Annotated in this window: 12 protein-coding genes; 8 read left to right on the forward strand and 4 right to left on the reverse strand. The window is 66.9% G+C overall.

All coding sequences use genetic code 11. The features are described 5' to 3' along the window. The first annotated feature begins 188 nt into the window (after positions 1-188). The 5 genes from wecB to ACYUME_RS14760 all read left to right on the forward strand — a co-directional run bounded on the left by wecB (position 189) and on the right by ACYUME_RS14760 (position 8,576). Entirely contained in the window at positions 189-1,343 is a 1,155-nt protein-coding gene (wecB, locus tag ACYUME_RS14740) for a non-hydrolyzing UDP-N-acetylglucosamine 2-epimerase (protein ID WP_460415373.1), read from the forward strand. After that, positions 1,340-3,514: a cyclic di-3',5'-guanylate-activated glycosyltransferase NfrB gene (nfrB, locus tag ACYUME_RS14745; protein WP_460415375.1), complete on the forward strand. Its 2,175-nt coding sequence runs from the start codon at positions 1,340-1,342 to the stop codon at positions 3,512-3,514. The genes wecB and nfrB overlap by 4 nt, the downstream gene beginning before the upstream one ends. Then, positions 3,511-6,513 carry a phage receptor gene (locus tag ACYUME_RS14750; protein ID WP_460415377.1) on the forward strand — a complete coding sequence of 1,001 codons (3,003 nt, stop codon included), beginning with the start codon at positions 3,511-3,513 and terminating at the stop codon, positions 6,511-6,513. Before nfrB ends, ACYUME_RS14750 begins: the two co-directional genes overlap by 4 nt. Beyond that, on the forward strand, positions 6,513-7,352 hold the full coding sequence (locus ACYUME_RS14755; RefSeq protein ID WP_460415378.1) for a DUF4434 family protein: 840 nt from the start codon (positions 6,513-6,515) through the stop codon (positions 7,350-7,352). The genes ACYUME_RS14750 and ACYUME_RS14755 overlap by 1 nt, the downstream gene beginning before the upstream one ends. A 135-nt stretch (positions 7,353-7,487) precedes the next feature. Further along, positions 7,488-8,576, forward strand: coding sequence for a GGDEF domain-containing protein (locus ACYUME_RS14760; RefSeq protein ID WP_460415380.1), 1,089 nt, complete (start codon positions 7,488-7,490; stop codon positions 8,574-8,576). Positions 8,577-8,666: 90 nt separating this feature from the next. On the opposite strand, the gene ACYUME_RS14765 is transcribed toward ACYUME_RS14760, so the two are convergent. Both ACYUME_RS14765 and ACYUME_RS14770 read right to left on the reverse strand, forming a co-directional pair. After that, entirely contained in the window at positions 8,667-9,965 is a 1,299-nt protein-coding gene (locus ACYUME_RS14765) for an ATP-binding protein (RefSeq protein WP_460415382.1), read from the reverse strand. Between the two features lie 6 nt (positions 9,966-9,971). Then, positions 9,972-10,673: a response regulator transcription factor gene (locus ACYUME_RS14770; RefSeq protein ID WP_279887065.1), complete on the reverse strand. Its 702-nt coding sequence runs from the start codon at positions 10,671-10,673 to the stop codon at positions 9,972-9,974. 158 nt (positions 10,674-10,831) lie between these two features. Here ACYUME_RS14770 and ACYUME_RS14775 point away from each other — a divergent pair, with 158 nt between their 5' ends. The 3 genes from ACYUME_RS14775 (at position 10,832) to mobA (ending at position 15,775) form a co-directional block, all read left to right on the forward strand. Beyond that, positions 10,832-12,004 (forward strand): efflux RND transporter periplasmic adaptor subunit, encoded by a 1,173-nt coding sequence (locus tag ACYUME_RS14775; protein WP_279887063.1) that lies wholly within the window; start codon positions 10,832-10,834, stop codon positions 12,002-12,004. A gap of 11 nt (positions 12,005-12,015) precedes the next feature. Further along, entirely contained in the window at positions 12,016-15,138 is a 3,123-nt protein-coding gene (locus ACYUME_RS14780; protein WP_460415384.1) for a multidrug efflux RND transporter permease subunit, read from the forward strand. 61 nt (positions 15,139-15,199) lie between these two features. Beyond that, positions 15,200-15,775, forward strand: coding sequence for a molybdenum cofactor guanylyltransferase MobA (gene mobA / locus ACYUME_RS14785; RefSeq protein ID WP_460415386.1), 576 nt, complete (start codon positions 15,200-15,202; stop codon positions 15,773-15,775). Positions 15,776-16,006: 231 nt separating this feature from the next. On the opposite strand, the gene ACYUME_RS14790 is transcribed toward mobA, so the two are convergent. Both ACYUME_RS14790 and ACYUME_RS14795 read right to left on the reverse strand, forming a co-directional pair. Continuing rightward, on the reverse strand, positions 16,007-17,410 hold the full coding sequence (locus ACYUME_RS14790; protein WP_460415387.1) for an efflux transporter outer membrane subunit: 1,404 nt from the start codon (positions 17,408-17,410) through the stop codon (positions 16,007-16,009). Next, positions 17,410-20,538, reverse strand: a complete 3,129-nt coding sequence (locus ACYUME_RS14795) for a multidrug efflux RND transporter permease subunit (protein ID WP_460415389.1) — start codon at positions 20,536-20,538, stop codon at positions 17,410-17,412. Before ACYUME_RS14795 ends, ACYUME_RS14790 begins: the two co-directional genes overlap by 1 nt. Between the last annotated feature and the right edge of the window lie 6 nt (positions 20,539-20,544).

A 20,544-nucleotide genomic window follows, 5' to 3' on the forward strand; every position in this document is an offset into this window, starting at 1 on the left:
AGCACCCCATCCCTGGCATCCGGCACCACCCCCGTCGACCCGATCCGGCCTTCGCGCCACTGCCGCCAAGCGCTGCGCAGGGCCGGCCGCGCATTGGACAACCCCGCATTCCGCTGCTTGTATCTATGACTTGCAAGCGCCGACAAGTCGTACAACTTCGTCCAGGGAATCGAACGAGGAACTACACGATGGCCTACACCGTGATGATGGTTTTCGGTACCCGCCCGGAAGCGATCAAGATGGCCCCGCTGGCCCGCGTCCTGCGCGAATGGCCCGAGGTCGACCTGCATATCTGCTCCACCGGCCAGCATCGCGAGATGCTCGAACAAGTCCTCACCGCCTTCGGCCTGAAGGTCGACCAGGATTTGCAGGTGATGACCCAGAACCAGACGCTCAACGGCCTGTCCCGCGACCTGCTCGACAAGCTCGACCAAGCCTATGAACAGGTCAAGCCCGACATCGTCCTGGTCCACGGCGACACCACCACCAGCTTCATCGCCTCGCTGGCCGCCTTCCATCGGCACATCCCCATCGGCCATGTCGAGGCCGGCCTGCGCACCGGCAACCTGCAGCAGCCTTGGCCGGAGGAAGCCAACCGGCGCCTGACCGGCGTGCTCGCCGACCTGCATTTCACCCCCACCCGCGACTCCGACGCCAACCTGATCCGTGAGGGCGTGCCGCCAGAACACATCGAAGTCACCGGTAACACCGTGATCGATGCCTTGCTGTGGATGCGCGACAAACTCAAGAGCGACAACTGGCGCCCGGCCGCGGACTCGCCGCTCAACGTGCTGCGTGACGACCAGCGCATGGTGCTGATCACCGGCCACAGGCGGGAGAACTTCGGCAGCGGTTTCGAACGCATCTGCCTGGCCCTGGCCGAGCTCGCCCTGCGCTACCCGGACGTGCAGTTCCTCTACCCCGTGCACCTCAACCCACAGGTGCAGCATGCGGTGTACAGCGTGCTCTCCGGTCGCGACAACATCCACCTCGTCGCGCCCCAGGACTATCCGCACTTCGTCTGGCTGATGAACCGCGCCCATATCATCCTCACCGACTCCGGCGGCGTGCAGGAAGAAGCCCCTGCGCTGGGCAAGCCAGTGCTGGTGCTGCGCAAGGTCACCGAACGCCCGGCGGTGCTCAAGGGCGGCACGGTCAAGCTGGTCGGCACCCTCACCGAACGCATCGTCCACGAAACCAGCCAACTGCTGGACGACCCGGTCGCCTATGCGCGCATGGCACAGGTCTACACACCCTTCGGTGACGGCCACGCCAGCGAACGTATCGCCGAACGCCTGACTCGCTGGTTCGCCGAGCAATCCGCCGCGCGAGACAACGCATGAGCCTGGTTTTCATCGATTTCCTGACCTATGTGCTGTTCGGCCTGAAAATCCTGGCCATCGTCCTGGCGACATTGATGTTCCTGCTCGGTCTGGACGACCTGTTCATCGACCTGTGCTACTGGGGCCGCAAGCTGATCCGCCGTTTCCGGATCTACGACAGGTTCGAAAAAGCCGACGAGAAGCGCCTGTTCGAAGTGCCGGAAAAGCCTCTGGCGATCATGGTCCCGGCCTGGAACGAAGTCGGTGTGGTCGGCGAGATGGCCCGCCTGGCCGCCTCGACCATCGACTACGAGAACTACCAGATCTTCGTCGGCACCTACCCCAACGACCCGCAGACCCAAGCCGACGTAGACGCCGTGTGCCTGCACTATCCCAACGTGCACAAAGTGGTCTGCGCCCGCCCCGGCCCGACCAGCAAGGCCGACTGCCTGAACAACATCATCGACGCCATCCTGCGCTTCCAGCAGGACGCGCGCATCGAGTTCGCCGGTTTCATCCTGCATGACGCCGAGGACGTCATCTCGCCGATGGAGCTGCGCCTGTTCAACTACCTGCTGCCGAACAAGGACATGATCCAGATTCCGGTGTACCCCTACGCCCCGGAATGGAAGGGCTTCACCGCCGGCCACTACGTCGACGAGTTCGCCGAGAACCACGGCAAGGACGTGATCGTGCGCGAGGCGCTCACCGGCCAGGTGCCCAGCGCCGGGGTCGGCACCTGCTTCAGCCGTCGGGCGATCAGCGCGCTGCTGGAGGAAGGTGACGGCATCGCCTTCGACGTGCAGAGCCTGACCGAGGACTACGACATCGGCTTTCGTCTCAAGCAGAAGGGCATGAAGTGCATCTTCGCCCGCTACTCCATCACCGACCCGGCCCTGGCCTTGAAGCAGCAATGGCGCCCCGGCATGAGCCGCGAGTTCGCCCAGGTGATCTGCGTGCGCGAGCACTTCCCCCGCGACTGGCAGCACGCCATCCGCCAGAAGTCGCGGTGGATCGTCGGCATCGTGTTCCAGGGCACCAGCAACCTCGGCTGGAGCCGCAAGGGCGCGCTCAACTACTTCCTCTGGCGTGACCGCCGCGGGCTGTTCGCCTACCTCCTGAGCTTTTTGGTCAACCTGTTGCTGCTGGTGCTGCTGGCGATGTGGCTGGTCACGGTGATCGCACCGGACTCCTGGCGCTTCATGTCCATTCTCAGCGACAGCAAGCTGCTCAGCGTGCTGCTCTGGCTCAACGGCCTGCTGCTGTTCAACCGCCTGTTCCAGCGCTTCTGGTTCGTCACGCGCTATTACGGCATTTTCGAGGGGCTGCTGTCGGCGCCGCGGATGATGTGGAGCAACTTCGTCAACTTCTTCGCCAACCTGCGGGCGCTGCGCCAAGTCATGGAAATGGGCGACTCGCGCCGTGTGGCCTGGGACAAGACCACCCACGAGTTCCCCGCCATCGCCTCGCCCGCCCGCACGCCCCTGGGCCAGCGCCTGGTGGACAAAGGCCTGATCAACGCCGAGCAACTGCAGCAGGCCGTCACCAACCCGGTCCGCCGCCGCCTGGGCCGCGAGTTGCTGCTGCGCGGCTGGCTCGACAGCGAGCAACTGGTCGAGGCCCTGGCCGAGCAGCTGGACCTGCCCTGGGCACCGCTCAACCCGTTCAAGATCGCGCCCGAACTGATCGCCAAGCTGCCGCGCAAGCTCGCCACCCACTACGGTGTGCTGCCCGTGGGCGAAGACGGCGACACCCTGGTGCTGGCCAGCGAGAGCCCGGTCAGCCAGGTGTCGCTAGGGGTGATCAGCCGCCAGCTCAAGCGCCCGGTGCGGGCACGGCTGGCGCCACAGGGCCGGGTCACGCTTGGCCTGCGCTACCACTATCCGAGCCCCTGGCAAAAACCCGAGACGCGGGAAATGCTCAAGGTCCTGGAGCGCCATCAGGACGACGCCGACCTGCTGGAAAAGGTCAGCACCCACCAGGTGATGCTCGGCGCGCTGCTCCAGGTACGTGGCATGGTGCCGGTGACGCTGTTCAACCAGGCGCTGATCGACTTCGACCCCGAGCACCAGAGCCTGGGCGAACACCTGATCGCCCGCGGCATCATCACCGAGGCTGTGCTGCAGCAAGCCCTCGTCGAGCAGGCCAGCGAACAGCAGGCCGCCTATGACCTGACCCGGGAGGTGGCATGACGCCCCGTCTTTCCCTGACATTGGCCAGCCTGTTGCTGTGTTCCTCCACCCTGGCCGCGCCCACTGCGCCGATGACCGACTTTCAGCGTTTCACCAGCTATCCGTTCATGGAGCGCGGCTATCGCGAGGCACAGAAGGACAACTGGCCCGAGGTCGAGCGCCTGACCCGACACGTGCTCAAGCGCGTGCCCAACAACAACGAAGCCCGCGCCCTGCTGGCCGAGTCCCTGGCCCATCAACGCCGCTACAAGGAAGCCGAGGCGATCGCCGAGGACCTCGACGACAACCCCGAGCACGCCGACGCCCTGCTCGAATTGCGCCTGACCTGGATCGAGCAGGATCCACCGTCACCTGGCCAGGTCGAGACCTGGCTGGCCGGCAGCCAGGGCCAGCAGCGCGTGCGCCTGTGGCAGGCCTACAGCGTCAGCCTGGCCAAGTTCGGCGGCGCCGCCAAGGCGCTGGACTGGCTCAACCAGTTGCCGGTGCGCGACGACGGCATGGTGCTGCGCCTGACCCGGGCCAACTTCGCCGAACAGCTGCGCAACTGGGGCGAAACCATCGACCAACTGCAGCCATTGGCCGACAAGGGCCAGTTGCCCGCCGAAGACTGGCAGCGCCTGGCCAACGCCTATGTGCAGCAAGTCGATGAAGACCACCTCAACAAGCTACTGGCCAGCGCGCCATCGCCAGAGGCCGCGAACCGTACGCGCCTGGCCATGGCCAACCGCGCCATCGCCATGGGCCACAACCAGCAGGCAGAGCGCTGGCTGCAAAGCCTGCCGCAGGATCAGTTGCAACAGCCCGAACAACGCCAGCAGCTGTGGGAACTGGCCCGCGAAGGCGACGACGCGCCCCTGGTGCGGCGTCTGAGCAATGAACTGCAGCGCCCCTGCCTGGAAACCGTCGACTGGCTGTCGCGCAAGGACCTGCAACTGGCTCGCGAACAGCTCGCCCAGTGCCAGGCCAGCGACAACCAGCGCTCATACGCGATCCTCAGGCAGCGCTTGTATGGCGACCCACCGCAACCGGCGCAACCACGCACACCCGCACAGTGGGAGCAGCGCTATCGACAGACAGGCGATCTCGCGGCGCTGGAGCAAGCCAGCTTCATGCTGCTCGAACGCGGGCGGTCCGAGCATGCGCGACAGCTGCTGGAACAGGCCTACGATCGCCGTCAAGGTCACCTGACGCCTTCGTTGCTACAGCGCCTGGGCAATCTCTACGCACGCAACGACGGTCCGCTGAACAGCCCGCGCATGCTGGCCCTGATACCCCGGGTCGACCCGGCGACCCGCAGCCAGTTGCTCGGCCGCCTGGCCGAGGCTGGCCAGTGCGATGCCGTGCGCCAGGCGATCCCGGCCAAGCCCAGCGAAGCCGGCCAGTTCCGTGCCCTGGGCCGCTGCGCGATGCCCGACCAGCCCGGCGAGGCGGTGGTCTACTACCAGGCCGCCGAGCGCCTCGGCGACACGGCCAGCCGGCTGCCATTGGCCTATGCCCTGGAGGCCTCCGGCGACTCCGAGAGCGCTCTGCCGATCTGGAACAGCCTGCCGGCCAGTGCCTGGTCCGACAATGCCCGTCTGACCGCCGCCCGAGGCGCCCTCAACGCAGGCGATGCCAACGCCGCCCGCCGCCACTGGGACGCCGCCGCCCACCACAGCGCCGACGACTGGGCGCTGGGGGCCGCCATTGCCCAGCGCCAGGGCGACACCCAGCAGGCCCTGGCGTTCCAGCGCGAAGCCCTGCGCCACAACCCGCGTGCCGATCACTACTACGCCGCCGCCGGCACCGCCCAGCAGGCTGGTGACAGCGCCCAGAGCACGGCATGGCTGGCCGAGGCCGTGCGCCTGGCGCCCGAGCAACCACGCTACCGCGCCGACTACGGCATGCGCCTGGCCGGCGCGGCGGACAAGCAGCAACGGCGTCAGTCCATTCCCTACCTGGAGCGCGCCACCCGCGACTTCCCCGAGGACTACCGCCTGGGCGAGACCCTGGCGCTGCGCTACGACGAAGCCGAGGACAGCGCCTCGGCCCGCCGCGAGCTGCGCCGGGTATTGGACGTAGAGCAGAACCTGGTGGACGGCGATGACGAGTACGGCAGCCTCGAGGCTCGCAAGTACCGCCAGCGCCGCGCCCACGAGGCCCTGTCGCGCCGCGACACCATCACCCTGGCCAGCACCTGGTCACCGGCCGGCACCTCGACCAACGACAAGTTCCTCGAAACCGGCGAGCGCGACGGCGCCTCGCGCCGGGCGCGCTCGCAGAATGTGCAGTTGGCCATGTGGGACCACGCCTTGGGTGAAGAACCCAGCCGCAACGGCAGTACCCTGTCGGTGTACGGCCGGGTGCTGTTCGGTGGCCAGAGCCGCACCGACTACGCCCAGAGCATGGGCACCGGCGTGGGCCTGCGCTACAAGCCGTTCGGCCAGGCCAACCTCAACCTCTACGCCGAGCTCTACCACCAGCGCCAGGTCGACAGCGAGCACTACAGCGGCCTGAGCCTGGGCGAGCTGCTCAGCCCGGCCAAGGTTGGCGGCAACTGGGGCGACCTGCGCCACAACGCCGAGTCGAGCAACGACCTGCTGCTGCGCGCCACCGCTTCGTTCCTGGACCAAGGCCGGTATCGCAACGACTGGCGTGTCGACGAGGACGACTGGGACGAGCGCTTCCTCTACCTCGACGCCGCCTGGTGGACCCGCGCCGGCGATCATGCGTGGCTATCGCGCTTCCAGCAGGGCCATGCCTGGAAACTGCCCGGCCAGTCGCCGCAGACGATCATGCCCTACGGTTTCCTCGAGTTCGCCAGCCAGGATCCGAGCAACGACTGGCGCCAGGACGCCCGCGCCGGGGTCGGCGTACGCTGGCAGTGGTGGTTCGACGATGACCGCTACAACGCCTACCGCGGCTCGCTGAAAGTGCGCGCCGAGTATCAGCAATCGCTGGGTGGCAACCTTTATGAGGGCGCCAACGGCGTGCTGCTGGGCGTGGAGATGACATTCTGATGCGCAAGTTCCTGGCAGTCTGCCTGCTCGCCCTGTGCCTGCCCACGCAGGCCGACCAGCGCCTGTTCTACCAACCGCTCAACCGCGACGCCAGCGTGACCCCGGCCCAGTGGCAGCAACTGTGGCGCGCCACCATGGCCCAGGGTGGCAAGACGCTGATCGTGCAGTGGAGCGCCTACGGTGATAGCGACTTCGGCGGCGCCCACGGCTGGCTCGCGAACAGCCTGCGCGAGGCGCGGGCACAGGGCCTGGAACTGGTGCTGGGCCTGTACATGGACCCAGCCTATTACCAACGCCTGGAACAGCTGGACGGCGAGGGACTGAACAGCTACTTCAAAGCCCAGCTGGGCCGCTCCCTTACCCAGTACCAGCAGCTGAAGGCCGACTGGGCGCTGCCGGTGTCCGGCTGGTACCTGCCGCTGGAGCTGGACGACCTGCACTTTCGCGATGCGGCCAGGCGCGACGCGCTCTATACACAGTTGCAGGCGTTCAACCGGCAACTGGACAAGCCCCTGCATATCAGTGCCTTCAGCGCCGGCCAGCTGTCACCTCGGGTCAATGGCGCGTGGCTGGACCAGCTGGCGAGCCTTGGCCTGCACGTGTGGTGGCAGGACGGCGCCGGCACCGGTCGCCTGGCGCCGCTGGTGCGAAAGGGTTACGAACAGGCCCTGCCCTGCCGGGTGGGTATCGTGCGCGAGGCGTTTCGCCAGGTCAGCCAGCCTGGACAACCCTTCCGTGCGCAACCGGCGCAGCCGGCGCTGAGTGAAGGTTGCCACACCGAAGCGGTGTTCGCCCTGCGCTATCGGCCCTGGGCCAAGGGGACGCTTTCCAGGGATTGAAACCAACCGCCTGATCGAATGTCATCGCGGGGCAAGCCCGCTCCCACGCATACCACCATCCAGCCTTTGTGGGAGCGGGCTTGCCCCGCGATAGGGCCGGCATGAACAACACAATAGCCGAGGGTATCCTCCAGCATGTACAAAACCCTCGAAGCCCACATCCGCCAACAGGTCGCCCCCGCCGCCCTGCGCGCCGAGTTCCGCCAGCACGAATTCGAGGCCATGCGCCGCTTCTGCCTGCTGATCTTCTGCATCGGCATCGCCATCTGGCTGATCTTCGACCTGATCGTCAGCTACCTCGGCGGCCAGGGTTTCACCTGGCTGTCGGGGGTATTCATCGCCCTGCTGTGCAGCCTCTGCGTGGTCCTGGGCTTCACCCGCAAGAGCCAGCATTTCGACGTGCTCAACCTGTTGTTCGTGGCAGTGATCACCCTGGCCATGCGCCTGGTGATCGAGGGCATTCCGATCGTCCTGCGTCCGCTGTGGCTGGTGCTCGGCGCCTCGACGGTGCTCTATGCCGTCTCGGTACTGCCGGTCCGACGCTGGTCGTTCTTCTGTGCCCTTGGCATCAGTTGGATCATGCTCAACCCGTTCCTGCACACCCACATCGATGCCCTGGAGTTCGAGGGCGCGATGCTGATCAGCTACGCGCTGTTCCTCAGTGGCCTGGTGATCTACAGCTACCTGCGCATCCGCCAGGCCAAGCTGCACAACTTCTACCTGACCAAGGTGCTGCTGGAGCAGGCCTACATCGACGCCCTGACCGAAATCCCCAACCGCCGCTCGTTCATGGCCAAGGCCGAGAAGCAACTGCGTCAGGCGGACGCCGGGCAGTTCCTGGCGATGATCGATATCGACAACTTCAAGCAGGTCAACGACCGCTTCGGCCACGACGTGGGTGATGAAGTGCTCAAGCGTGTGGCGGCGCATATCAAGGCGGCGATGATCGGGCATGAGATCGCCCGGCTGGGCGGCGAGGAGTTCGCGATCTTCTTCCAGGGGCTGGACGAGTCCAGCGCCGAGCGACAGGTCGCGGCGCTGTGCCAGAGAGTGCGTGAGGACTTGTCTGCGCACCCGGTGACCATCAGCATCGGCCTGGCCCGGATCGGCAGCGGCGATACCCTGAGCATGGCACTGATCAGGGCGGACCAGGCGTTGTACGAGGCCAAGCACACGGGCAAGGACCGCTTCGTGACTTGGTCGGCAAGCCTGTCTGGACAATGAGCATCGCGGGGCAAGCCCGCTCCCACACCAGTCTCCATCATCAGCGTGGGAGCGGGCTTGCCCCGCGATGAGGCCGGCCCAGGCGCTGCATCAACCCGCGGGCAGGCGAATCCTGAACTGCGCCCCACCCAACGCCGACTGCGCCACCGTCAGCGTCCCGCCCTGCCCTTCGATGGCACGCCGGCTGATCGCCAATCCCAGTCCGAATCCACCGGTATTGCGATCACGGCTACGATCCAGGCGGTAGAACGGCTGGAAGATCCGCTCACGCTCCTCGACCGGAATGCCAATGCCATCATCCTCCACGGTCACCAGGCAGGCGCCATCCCCTTCCAGGCGCAGGCGCAACAGCAGGCTCTCGTCGCAGTAGCGCATGGCATTGCGCACCAGGTTCTGCACCGCGCGGGCGGTCAGCCGTGGATCGAGGACAAAACGTGGCAGGTCGGTTTCACAGCGCACCTCCCAGCGGATGCCACGGTTGTCGAGCTCTTCGGCAAAGCCGCCAAGCACGCTGTCCACCAGTTCCAACAACGACACCTCGACCCGCTCGCGAGCCTGGTCGGCGCTTTCCAGACGGCTGTAGGACAGCAGCTCGAGCACCAGTTCATCCAGTTCGCGCACATGGCCGACCAGCCCCAGCAGGCGCTTGCGGCTGGCCGGGGGCACCTCGTCGAACAGCAGCACCAGGCCGAAATCCAGGCGTGTCAGTGGCGTGCGCAATTCGTGGGAGACCGCGTTGAGCAACTCGCGCTGCTGGTTGACGTGACGCTCCAGGTCGCTGGCCATGGTGTCGAACACCCCCGCCAATTCGCCGATGTTCGAACGTGGCGAAATATGCGTGCGTTCCGACATCTCGCCGCGCCCCAGGCGCCGGGCGGTCTCCTTCAAGCGTTCCAGGTCGCGCCAGTGCGGCCAGACCCACAGCAGCAGGCAGCCGAGCATGGCCGCGCCGATCAGCACCGTCACGCCCCAGGACAGCACGTTGATGTCCAGGGGATCGTCCGGCGAATGCAGGCGCACCAGCCAGTCCTTGTCCAGTGGTGCCAGCACAGTTTCGTAGTAACCCCAGTCGGCCATGCGCACGGCATACAGGCCCTTGGCGAAACGCGCCTGCTCGTCAGCGTCCAGGCCCGCTTCGTCGGTGCGCAGCAAGCGCACTTCGAGTGGCGCGAACGCAGCGGCCAGGTCCTTTTCCACCGCTGGCCACTGCGCTCGCGGGGCCTGCTGGAACTGGCGCACGATCAGGGTCTGCACACCCTTGGCCTGCTCGAGGTTGTAGGCCATGAAGCGCTCATGGAACAGCCCGACGATGGTGTCGGGGATCAGCGCGATCGCCCCGGCATAGGCGACGATGATCACCAGGTACAGCCGCACCAGGATCTTGAGCATGGCCTGTCAGTACTCCCACTCGACTCGGCTGAACAGATACCCCTTGCCCCACACGGTCTTGATCTTGCGCGCCTCGCCGGCGCTGTCGTCGAAGCGCCGGCGCAGCTTGGAGATGGCCACGTCCACCGAACGGTCGGTGCCGTTGAACTCGATGCCGCGCAACTGCTGGAGAATCCGGTCGCGGCTCATCACCTCGCCGGCGTTGCGCGCCAGCACCACCAGCAGGTTGTACTCACCGCTGGACAGCTCGACTTCTTCGCCCCGCCAGCTGACCGTGCGCTCGGCCAGGTCGATGCGCAGGCCGCCGATCTGGATCAAGTCGCTGTCCAGGCGCGGTTCGTTGACGCTGCTGCGGCGCAGCAGGGTGCGCACCCGCGCCAGCAGCACGCGGGGCTCGCAGGGCTTGGTGACGTAGTCGTCGGCGCCCATTTCCAGCCCCAGCACCTGATCGTGGCTGTCATCGCGCGCCGTCAGCATCAGGATCGGCAGGCCCTGCGACTCCTGGCGCAGCAGGCGGCACACCTGCAGGCCGTCCAGCCCCGGAAGCATCAGGTCGAGAATCACCAGGTCCGGTTTCTGTCGTCGAAACTCGTCGAGCACATGGTCGCCCCGGGCAATCACCCGGACATGGAAATCGTTGCGTTGCAGGTAGCTGGCAATCAGCTCGGACAGCGCGCTGTCGTCTTCGACCAGGAGAATGTTCGGCATAAGGGTGTTTGAACAGAAAGTGAAGTGAGGCAGGATATAGAATCCTGCGCCGGGCACCGTCGCTCGTTCACACTTTTTCACATACGCCCTACACAGCTTCACAGCGAGTGCGCGAACGGCTGCCTTAGCATACGCTCGATCAATTCCGGAAGATCCGTATGTCCACTTTCCGCACTCCGCGCCTGCGCCCCGTGGCGCTGCTGGCGCTGTCCCTTGTCCTGGCCGGCTGCAATGACGCCACCGAACAGGAAGAACAGGCCCCTGCCCCCCAGGTACGGGTCGAAACCCTGGCCGAGCAGCCACTGGCGATCAGCACCGAGCTCAGCGGCCGCATCCTCGCCCCGCGCACCGCCGAGGTCCGCGCCCGGGTCGCCGGCGTGGTGCTCAAGCGCGTGTACCGCGAAGGCAGCGACGTGAAGCAGGGCGATGTCTTGTTCCTCATCGACCCGGCGCCGTTCAAGGCTGACTTCGACAGCGCCCGCGCCACCCTGGCCAAGGCCGAGGCGACCCTGTACCAGGCGCGCCTGCAGGAGCAGCGCTACCGCGAGCTGGTCGACGACAAGGCGGTCAGCCGCCAGGAGTACGACAATGCCCGCGCCGCCTTCCTCCAGGCCGATGCCGCCGTCGCCGAGGCGAAGGCCGCGCTGGAGCGCGCACGCCTGAACCTGGGCTATGCCACCGTCACCGCGCCGATTTCCGGGCGCATCGGCCGCGCGCTGGTGACCGAAGGGGCCTTGGTCGGCCAGAGCGAGACCACGCCACTGGCGACTATCCAGCAACTGAATCCGATCCATGCCGATGTCACCCAGTCGACCCGCGAGCTCAACGCCCTGCGCCGTTCGATGCGCGCCGGCGAGCTGCAGCGCGTGGGCCAGGACCAGGTCAAGGCCACGCTGATCCAGGACGACGGCAGCGCCTATCCGTTGGCCGGCAAGCTGCTGTTCTCCGACATCAGCGTCGACCCGAGCACCAACCAGATCACCCTGCGCAGCGAGTTCCCCAACCCCGACCTCGATTTGCTGCCTGGCAGCTATGTGCGCGTGCGCCTGGAACAGGCCGTGCAGCCCAAGGGCATCAGCGTGCCGCAGCGCGCCATCCTGCGCGACAGCGCCGGCGTGCCCAAGGTGCTGGTGGTCGACCAGCAAGACCGCGTCAGCGAACGCCCGGTGACCCTGGGCAGCGCCCAGGCCGATCGCTGGATCGTCAGCGAGGGCCTGGCGCCCGGCGAACGCGTGGTGGTCGAGGGCCTGCAACACGTCAAGGCCGGCGACCAGGTGCAGGTAGACGAGCAACCGGGGGCCGCCGCGGTCGCCCAACACAACGGCCAGTGAGGGCCTGATCCATGCCGCAGTTCTTCATCGACCGCCCGGTGTTCGCCTGGGTGGTCGCCCTGTTCATCCTCCTGGTCGGCGCCCTGGCCATCCCGCAGCTGCCGGTGGCCCAGTACCCCGACGTGGCGCCGCCGCAGGTGGAAATCTACGCCGTCTACCCAGGCGCCTCGGCGGCGACCATGGACGAAAGCGTGGTCAGCATCATCGAGCAGGAGCTCAATGGCGCCGACAACCTGCTGTATTTCGAATCGCAGAGCAGCCTGGGCAGCGCCACCATCACCGCCAGCTTCCAGCCCGGCACCAACCCGGACCTGGCCCAGGTCGACGTGCAGAACCGCCTCAAGGTGATCGAGTCACGCCTGCCGCGCCCAGTCACGCAGCAAGGCTTGCAGGTAGAAAAGGTATCCACCGGTTTCCTGCTGCTGGCCACCCTCACCTCCGAGGACGGCAGCCTCGACGAGATCGCCCTGTCGGATATCCTCGCGCGCAACGTGATGAACGAGATCCGCCGCATCAAGGGCGTCGGCAAGGCCCAGCTGTATGGCTCGGAGCGCGCCATGCGCATCTGGATCGATCCGGCCAAGCTGGTCGGTTTCAACCTCACGCCCAACGACGTGGCCGAGGCCATCGCCGCGCAGAACGCCCAGGTGGCGCCGGGCAGCATCGGCGACCTGCCGAGCCGGCCGACCCAGGAAATCACCGCCAACGTGGTGGTCAAGGGGCAACTGAGCACGCCCGAGGAGTTCGCCGCCATCGTCCTGCGCGCCAACGCCGATGGCTCGACGGTCACCGTCGGCGACGTCGCCCGGGTGGAGATCGGTGCCCAGGAATACCAGTACGGCACCCGCCTGAACGGCAAGGCCACCAGCGCCTTCAGCGTCAAGCTGTCGCCGGGCGCCAACGCCATGGAGACCGCCAGCCTGGTCAAGGCCAAGCTCGACGAGCTGTCGCGCTACTTCCCGGCCGGGGTGAAGTACGACATCCCCTACGACACCTCGCCATTCGTCAAGGTCTCGATCAAGCAGGTGATCAACACCCTGTTCGAAGCCATGGTGCTGGTGTTCGCGGTGATGTTCCTGTTCCTGCAGAACCTGCGCTACACCCTGATCCCGACCCTGGTGGTGCCGGTCGCGCTGATGGGCACCTTCGCGGTGATGAACGCGCTGGGCTTCTCGGTCAACGTGCTGACGCTGTTCGGCATGGTGCTGGCCATCGGCATCCTGGTGGACGACGCCATCGTGGTGGTGGAGAACGTCGAGCGGATCATGGCCGAGGAAGGCCTGCCCCCCAAGGCGGCCACGCGCAAGGCCATGGGCCAGATCAGCGGCGCCATCGTCGGCATCACCCTGGTACTGGTGGCGGTATTCCTGCCGATGGCTTTCATGAAGGGCTCGGTGGGCGTCATCTACCAGCAGTTCTCGGTGTCGATGGCGGTGTCGATCCTGTTCTCGGCGTTCCTCGCCCTGAGCCTGACCCCCGCCCTGTGCGCCACCCTGCTCAAACCGCTGGAAAAGGGCGAGCACCACGAGCGCAAGGGCTTCTTCGGCTGGTTCAACCGCCGCTTCGAGGGCATGAGCAACGGCTACCAGCGCTGGGTCGGCCACGCCCTGGCGCGCAGCGGCCGCTACCTGCTGGTGTACGCCGCGCTGGTCGGCGCGCTGGTCTATGGCTTCAGCCAGCTGCCCACCGCGTTCCTGCCCACCGAGGACCAGGGCTACACCATCACCGACATCCAGCTGCCGCCCGGCGCCAGCCAGGCCCGTACCATCGAGGTGGCCAAGCAGATCGAGGCGCACAACGGCCAGGAGCCGGGCGTGGCCAACACCACGTTGATCCTCGGTTTCAGCTTCTCGGGCAGCGGGCAGAACGCGGCGCTGGCCTTCACCACGCTCAAGGACTGGTCCGAACGTGGCCATGACGACAGCGCGCAGTCCATCGCCGACCGCGCCACGCTGGCCTTCACCCAGCTCAAGGACGCCATCGCCTACGCGGTGCTGCCGCCGCCGGTGGACGGCCTGGGCGAATCGACCGGCTTCGAGTTCCGCCTGCAGGACCGTGGCGGCATGGGCTACAACGAGTTGATGCAGGCCCGCGACCAGCTCCTGGATGAGGCACGCAAGAGCAAGGTGCTGGTCAACGTGCGCGAGGCCTCGCTGGCCGAAAGTCCGCAGGTGGAGCTGGAGGTGGATCGTCGCCAGGCCAACGCCCTGGGCGTGTCGTTCGCCGACATCGGCGCGGTGCTCGACACGGCGGTGGGCTCGAACTACGTCAACGACTTCCCCAACCAGGGCCGCATGCAGCGGGTGGTGGTGCAGGCCGAAGGCGACCAGCGCAGCCAGATCGAGGACCTGCTGAAGATCCACGTGCGCAACGCCAGCGGCAAGATGGTGCCGCTGGGCGCCTTCGTCAGCGCCCACTGGCAGAGCGGTCCGGTGCAGTTGACCCGCTACAACGGCTACCCGGCGGTGTCGATCTCCGGCGAGCCGGCGCCCGGCTTCAGCTCCGGCGAGGCCATGGCCGAGATCGAGCGCATCGTGGCCCAGCTGCCGGCTGGCAGCGGCCTCGAATGGACTGGCCTGTCGCTGCAGGAGCGGCTATCCGGCAGCCAGGCGCCGCTGCTGATGGCGCTGTCGCTGCTGGTGGTGTTCCTGTGCCTGGCGGCGCTGTACGAGAGCTGGTCGATCCCCACCGCGGTGCTGCTGGTGGTGCCGCTGGGCGTGCTTGGCGCGGTGCTGGCCGTGACGCTGCGCGGGCTGCCCAACGACGTGTTCTTCAAGGTCGGCCTGATCACCTTGATCGGCCTGTCGGCGAAGAACGCCATCCTGATCATCGAGTTCGCCAAGGACCTGGTGGACCAGGGCGTCGATGCGGCGGACGCCGCGATCCAGGCCGCACGCCTGCGCCTGCGCCCGATCGTGATGACCTCGCTGGCCTTCATCCTCGGCGTGGTGCCCCTGGCCATCGCCAGCGGCGCCAGTTCGGCCAGCCAGCAGGCGATCGGTACCGGGGTGATCGGCGGCATGCTCAGCGCCACCTTCGCCGTGGTGTTCGTGCCGGTGTTCTTCGTCGTGGTGATGCGCCTGGCCGGGCGCGGCAAGGCCAGGGCCGCTGACGTAGCGCTGAGCGATACCTGACTGGACAAGCCCCGCGGTACATGGGAGGGTTCCCGGCATCGACTGCCCGGAACCCTTTTTCATGCCCTCCACCCTCCCCTCCTGCTCCATCCTCATCCTCGCCGGTGGCCGTGGCCAGCGCATGGGCGGCCGCGACAAGGGCCTGGTGGCCTGGCGCGGCGAGCCGCTGGTGGCCCATGTGCAGCGCGCCGTGCGGGCGCTCAGCGATGACTTGGTGATTTCCTGCAACCGCAATCAGGCGGCCTATGCGGCGTATGCCGATCAGATCGTCGGCGATGCCGAAGCGGATTTCCCCGGCCCGCTGGCCGGGGTGATCAGCGGGCTCAAGGTGGCGCGGCATGAATGGGTGGTGCTGCTGGCCTGCGATGCGCCGAGGATCGACCGGGTACTGATCGAGGATCTGCTGGCGTTGGCGGTGCGTCATGACAGCGCGGCCATGGTCCGCCAGGGCGGCTACTGGCAGCCGATGTTCAGCGTGCTGCCGCGGCGGCTGTTGCCGCTGCTGGAACAAGCCTGGCAGGCAGGGGAACGGAGTTTGCAGAAGGCCTTGCTGCAGGCCAGTGTCCAGGGGCTGGAGTGTGCCGAGGACGATGGGCGCTTGAGTAACTTCAACAGCCCGGATCTGCTGCAGGATTAACCTGTCAGGCGTAGTACACCACGATCTCTGTAGGAGCGGCCTTGTGTCGCGAAAGGGCCGCGTAGCGGCCCCGGCAATATTCGCCTTGCCACGAGATCCTGGGGCTGCTTTGCAGCCCTTTCGCGACACAAGGCCGCTCCTACAGAGATCGTGTAAAACCCCCAATAAAAAAGCCCCGGGGCAAAAATCCCCCGGGGCCAAGCGGTTGGATTCCCCAACCAAAGGAGTCTTTCAGCCCTTGTCCGGCCAGCCGCCGCCCAGGGCGCGGAACAGATCGACCAGGGCCAGTTGGCGCTGGGTGCTGGCCTCGATGAAGGCCGCTTCGTTGACATAACTGCTGCGCTGCGCGTCCAGGTAGCGCAGGTGGTTGTCCACCCCGCCCTCATAGCGCGCCTTGGCCAGGGCCACGGTCGCCCGGCTGGTATCGGCCAGGGCCCGCCGCGCGGCCTCCTCGCGGCGCAGCGTGTCGGTAGCGGCCAAGGCATCGGCGACTTCGCGGAAGGCCGTCTGGATCATCCCTTCATAAGCCGCTACCGCCGAGTCCTTGCGCGCCTCGGCCAGGCTCAGCCCAGCCTTGTTCCGCCCGGCGTCGAACAGCGGCAACGACAGCTGCGGCATGAAGCTCCAGCTGCGCGAACCACCGTCGAAAAGCCCGGACATCTGCGCACTGGAGGTGCCGAAGCTGCCGGTCAGGCTGATCCGCGGGAAGAACGCCGCCCGCGCCGCGCCGATATCGGCGTTGCGCGCCCGCAGCCGGTGTTCGGCGGCAAGAATGTCTGGCCGACGTTCGATCAGCGCCGATGGCGCGCCCGGGGTAATGTCCTGCAGCACCATCGGCTCGGCCAGACGCTCGCCCGGAATCGCCTTGGCCGCATCGGCAGTGCCCAGCAGCAAGACCAAGGCGTTGTAAGCCTGGCGCTGCTGGCGCACGGTGGCTTCGAGCTCGGCGCGCGACTGTTCGACCAGCCCCAGCGCTTCCTGGTGATCCAGCGCCGTGGCCGTGCCGGCTGCGCGGCGCTGCCCGACCAGGGACAGGGAGTCCTCGCGGCTGGACAGGGTCTGGCGGGTCAACGCCAGGCGCCGCTCGGCGCCATCCAGCGTCAGGTAGGCCTGGCTGACTTCGGCGATCAAGGCGATACGCGCCGCTCGCCCGGCCTCTTCACTGGCCAGGTACTGCTGCAGGGCCGCATCGCTCAGGTTCTTGACCCGACCGAACAGGTCCACCTCGTATTCCGGCAGCGACAGACCCTCCTGATAGGTGCTGGCCACGCCTTCGCGACCGTTGCTCGACAGGCCCGCCGGCAGGTGCTGGCGGTTGCCCGAGGCAGCGGCATTCAGGCCTGGCACCCGGTCGGCACGCTGGATGCGATACTGCGCACGGGCCTGTTCGATATCCAGCAGGGTCTGGCGCAGCGAGCGGTTGTTGTCCAGCGCGGTGTCGACCAGCTGACGCAGCGTCGGGTCGACGATGAACGCCTGCCAGTCCAGCTGCTCCAGCGCCTTGCCGTGATGGCCGGCGGCGTCGCCCCACGCATTCGCCACCGGCGCCTCGGGGCGCTGATAGGTCGGCGCCAGGGAGCAGCCGGCCAACGTGACAGCCAGCGCGAACGGGATTGCAAGAGTACGCATGAGCATCACTTCGTCACCTCGACAGCATGCTGCACGGGGGCCGGTTTGCGCTTGAGCAGCGACAGCACCCAGACGAAACAGATCGGCACGAACACCACGCCCAGCAGGGTCGCGCTGAGCATGCCGCCGATCACCCCGGTACCGATGGCGCGCTGGCTGGCGGCGCCGGCGCCGCTGGCGATGGCCAGGGGCACCACGCCGAGGATGAAGGCCATGGAGGTCATCACGATCGGACGAAAACGCAGGCGCGCGGCTTCGATGGCGGCGTCACGCAGGCTATGGCCCTTCTCCCACAGTTCCTTGGCGAACTCGACGATGAGGATGGCGTTCTTCGCCGCCAGGCCGATGATGGTGATCAGGCCGACCTTGAAGTACACATCGTTGGGCATGCCGGTGAGCATCACCGCCCACACCGCGCCCAGGGCGCCGATCGGCACGATCAGCATCACCGTCAGCGGGATCGCCCAGCTTTCGTACAGAGCCACCAGCAACAGGAACACCACCAGGATGGCCAGGCCGAACAGCCCCGCGGCCTGGCCGCTGGAAACCTTTTCCTGGTAGGAAAGACCGGTCCAGGCATAGCCGATGCCCGGCGGCAGCTCGCTGACCAGGCGCTCCATCTCGGCCATCGCCTGGCCGGTGCTGTGCCCGGGCGCGGCGTCACCGGCGATGCGGATCGACGGATAACCGTTGTAGCGCACCAGCTGCACCGGGCCTTCCTCCCAGCGGGTGGTGACGAAGGCGCTGAACGGCACCTGCTCGCCATTGGCGTTGGGCGCGTACAGGCGCAGCACGCTTTCCGGGGTCATGCGCTCGCCCTGCTCGGCCTGCACCACCACGCGCTGCTGGCGCCCGGCGTTGGTGAAATCGTTGATCACCGCCGAACCGAAGGCGGTGGCCAGGGTGCTGTTGATGGCCTCGAAATTCACCCCCAGGGCGCGAGCTTTCTCGCGGTCGATCTGCACACGCAGCTGCGGCGCCTCGGCCAGGCCTTCCATCATCGCGTAGAGGATCACCGGGTTGCCGTTGGCACGGGCCAGCAACTGGTCGCGTGCCGCCAGCAGCGCCTCTCGGCCCAAGCCGCCACGGTCCATCAGGCGCAGGGCGAAACCACCTGAGTTGCCCAAGCCATCGATCGGTGGCGGCATCACGGCGGTGATGGTGCCATCGCCGTTGGCGGCGAACTGCGCATTGATCGCGGCGGTTTCCGCCTCCGCCGACTGCGCCTTGTCGCGCTGGGACCAGTCCTTGAAGGTGGGGAACGCCAGCGCGGCGTTGTCGCCCTGGCCCGAGAAGCTGAAGCCGCTGACGATGAACGAGCTGGCCACCGCCTCGCGGGACATCAGGAACTGCTCCAGGGCTTCGGCGGTGTGGTCGGTGCGCACCCGGCTGGCGCCTGGCGGCAGTTGCACATCGACGATGCTGTAGCCCAGGTCCTCGGACGGCACGAACGCCTCCGGCAGGCGCAGGTAGGAATAGCCGAGCACCACCAGGATGCCGACATAGGCCAGCATCCAGCGCCCGGCACGGGCCACCAGCGCGCTGTTCATCAGCGAGTAGCGCTCGGTCACACGGGCGAAGATCCGGTTGAACACGCCGAAGAAACCACGTTTTTCATGGTGCCCATGGGGCACCGGCTTGAGCAGCGTGGCGCACAGCGCCGGGGTGAAGGTCAGGGCCAGGAACCCGGAGAACAGGATCGACACCGCCAGCGACACCGAGAACTGCTGGTAGATCACCCCCACGGAACCGGACATGAACGCCAACGGCAGGAACACCGCCGCCAGCACCAGGGTGATGCCGATGATCGCCCCGGACACCTGCCCCATCGCCTTGATGGTCGCATCCACCGGCGACAGGCCTTCCTCGGCCATCAGCCGCTCGACGTTCTCCACCACCACGATGGCGTCGTCCACCAGGATGCCGATGGCCAGCACCATGCCGAACATGGTCATCATGTTCACCGAGAAGCCGAGCAGCTTCATCACCATCAGCGTGCCCAGCAGGCACACCGGCACCACGATCGACGGGATCAGGGTGTAGCGGATGTTCTGCAGGAACAGGAACATCACCAGGAACACCAGCACCATGGCCTCGAGCAGGGTGTGGATGACCTTCTCGATGGCCACGTCGACGAAGCGCGAGGTGTCGTACGGTACCGAGTACTCGACACCTTCCGGGAAGAACTGCGCCAGCTCGGCGAGGCGTTCCTTGACCTGCGTCGCGGTCTGGATGGCGTTGGCGCCCGGTGCCAGTTGCACCGCGCCAGCCACCGCCGGGTGGCCGTCCAGGCGCGACGACAGGTTGTAGTTCTCGCTGCCGATGGCCATGCGCGCGACATCGCCCAGGCGCACGCTGGAGCCGTCCGGATTGGCGCGCAGCACGATGCCGGCGAAGGCTTCGGGGGTCTCCAGGGTGCCCTGCACCGCCAGGGTCGCGGTCAGCTCCTGTTCGCTGGCGCCCGGCGTGCTGCCGAAGCTGCCGGCCGGCACCTGGACGTTCTGGCCACGGATCGCCGCGTTGATATCGTCGATAGACAGGCCATAGCCCACCAGTTTCTGCGGATCGACCCAGACCCGCATGGCCGCTTCCGAGGCGAAGAACTGCAGCTTGCCCACCCCGGGCACGCGCAGCAGTTCGTTGTTGATGTTGCGCGCGGCGTAGTCAGCCAGCGCCGTGGTGTCGCCACGGTCGCCCTGCTTGCTGGTCAGGGCGTAGATCAGCAGGAAGCCCGAGCTGGCCTGCTCGACCTTCAAGCCCTGGGTCAGCACCGCCTGGGGCATGCGCGCCTCGGCCTTCTTCAGGCGGTTCTGCACATCGACCTGGGCCATGTCCGGGTCGGTGCCCGGCTCGAAGGTCACCATCACCTCGGCCACGCCGTTGGAGTTGTTGGTGGACTCGTAGTACAGCAAGCCCTTGGCGCCGTTGAGCGACTCCTCGATGATGCTGGTCACCGATTCCACCATCACCTTGGCCGAAGCCCCCGGGTAGGTGGCGTTGATGGAAATCTGTGGCGGCGCCACGCTGGGATACTGGGCCACCGGCAGCGCCGGGATCACCAGCAGGCCGGCCAGGGAAATGAACAGCGCCACGACCCAGGCGAAGTTCGGCCGATTGATGAAGAACTTGGACATCTCGCT

Source organism: Pseudomonas sp. microsymbiont 2, from assembly GCF_054788395.1.

Excerpts from the sequence above, each read along its gene's own strand:
- wecB (WP_460415373.1), top strand. The coding sequence starts at position 189 with ATGGCCTACACCGTGATGATGGTTTTCGGTACCCGCCCGGAAGCGATC.
- nfrB (WP_460415375.1), top strand. The coding sequence starts at position 1,340 with ATGAGCCTGGTTTTCATCGATTTCCTGACCTATGTGCTGTTCGGCCTG.
- ACYUME_RS14750 (WP_460415377.1), top strand. The coding sequence starts at position 3,511 with ATGACGCCCCGTCTTTCCCTGACATTGGCCAGCCTGTTGCTGTGTTCC.
- ACYUME_RS14755 (WP_460415378.1), top strand. The coding sequence starts at position 6,513 with ATGCGCAAGTTCCTGGCAGTCTGCCTGCTCGCCCTGTGCCTGCCCACG.
- ACYUME_RS14760 (WP_460415380.1), top strand. The coding sequence starts at position 7,488 with ATGTACAAAACCCTCGAAGCCCACATCCGCCAACAGGTCGCCCCCGCC.
- ACYUME_RS14765 (WP_460415382.1), bottom strand. The coding sequence starts at position 9,965 with ATGCTCAAGATCCTGGTGCGGCTGTACCTGGTGATCATCGTCGCCTAT.
- ACYUME_RS14770 (WP_279887065.1), bottom strand. The coding sequence starts at position 10,673 with ATGCCGAACATTCTCCTGGTCGAAGACGACAGCGCGCTGTCCGAGCTG.
- ACYUME_RS14775 (WP_279887063.1), top strand. The coding sequence starts at position 10,832 with ATGTCCACTTTCCGCACTCCGCGCCTGCGCCCCGTGGCGCTGCTGGCG.
- ACYUME_RS14780 (WP_460415384.1), top strand. The coding sequence starts at position 12,016 with ATGCCGCAGTTCTTCATCGACCGCCCGGTGTTCGCCTGGGTGGTCGCC.
- mobA (WP_460415386.1), top strand. The coding sequence starts at position 15,200 with ATGCCCTCCACCCTCCCCTCCTGCTCCATCCTCATCCTCGCCGGTGGC.
- ACYUME_RS14790 (WP_460415387.1), bottom strand. The coding sequence starts at position 17,410 with ATGCTCATGCGTACTCTTGCAATCCCGTTCGCGCTGGCTGTCACGTTG.
- ACYUME_RS14795 (WP_460415389.1), bottom strand. The coding sequence starts at position 20,538 with ATGTCCAAGTTCTTCATCAATCGGCCGAACTTCGCCTGGGTCGTGGCG.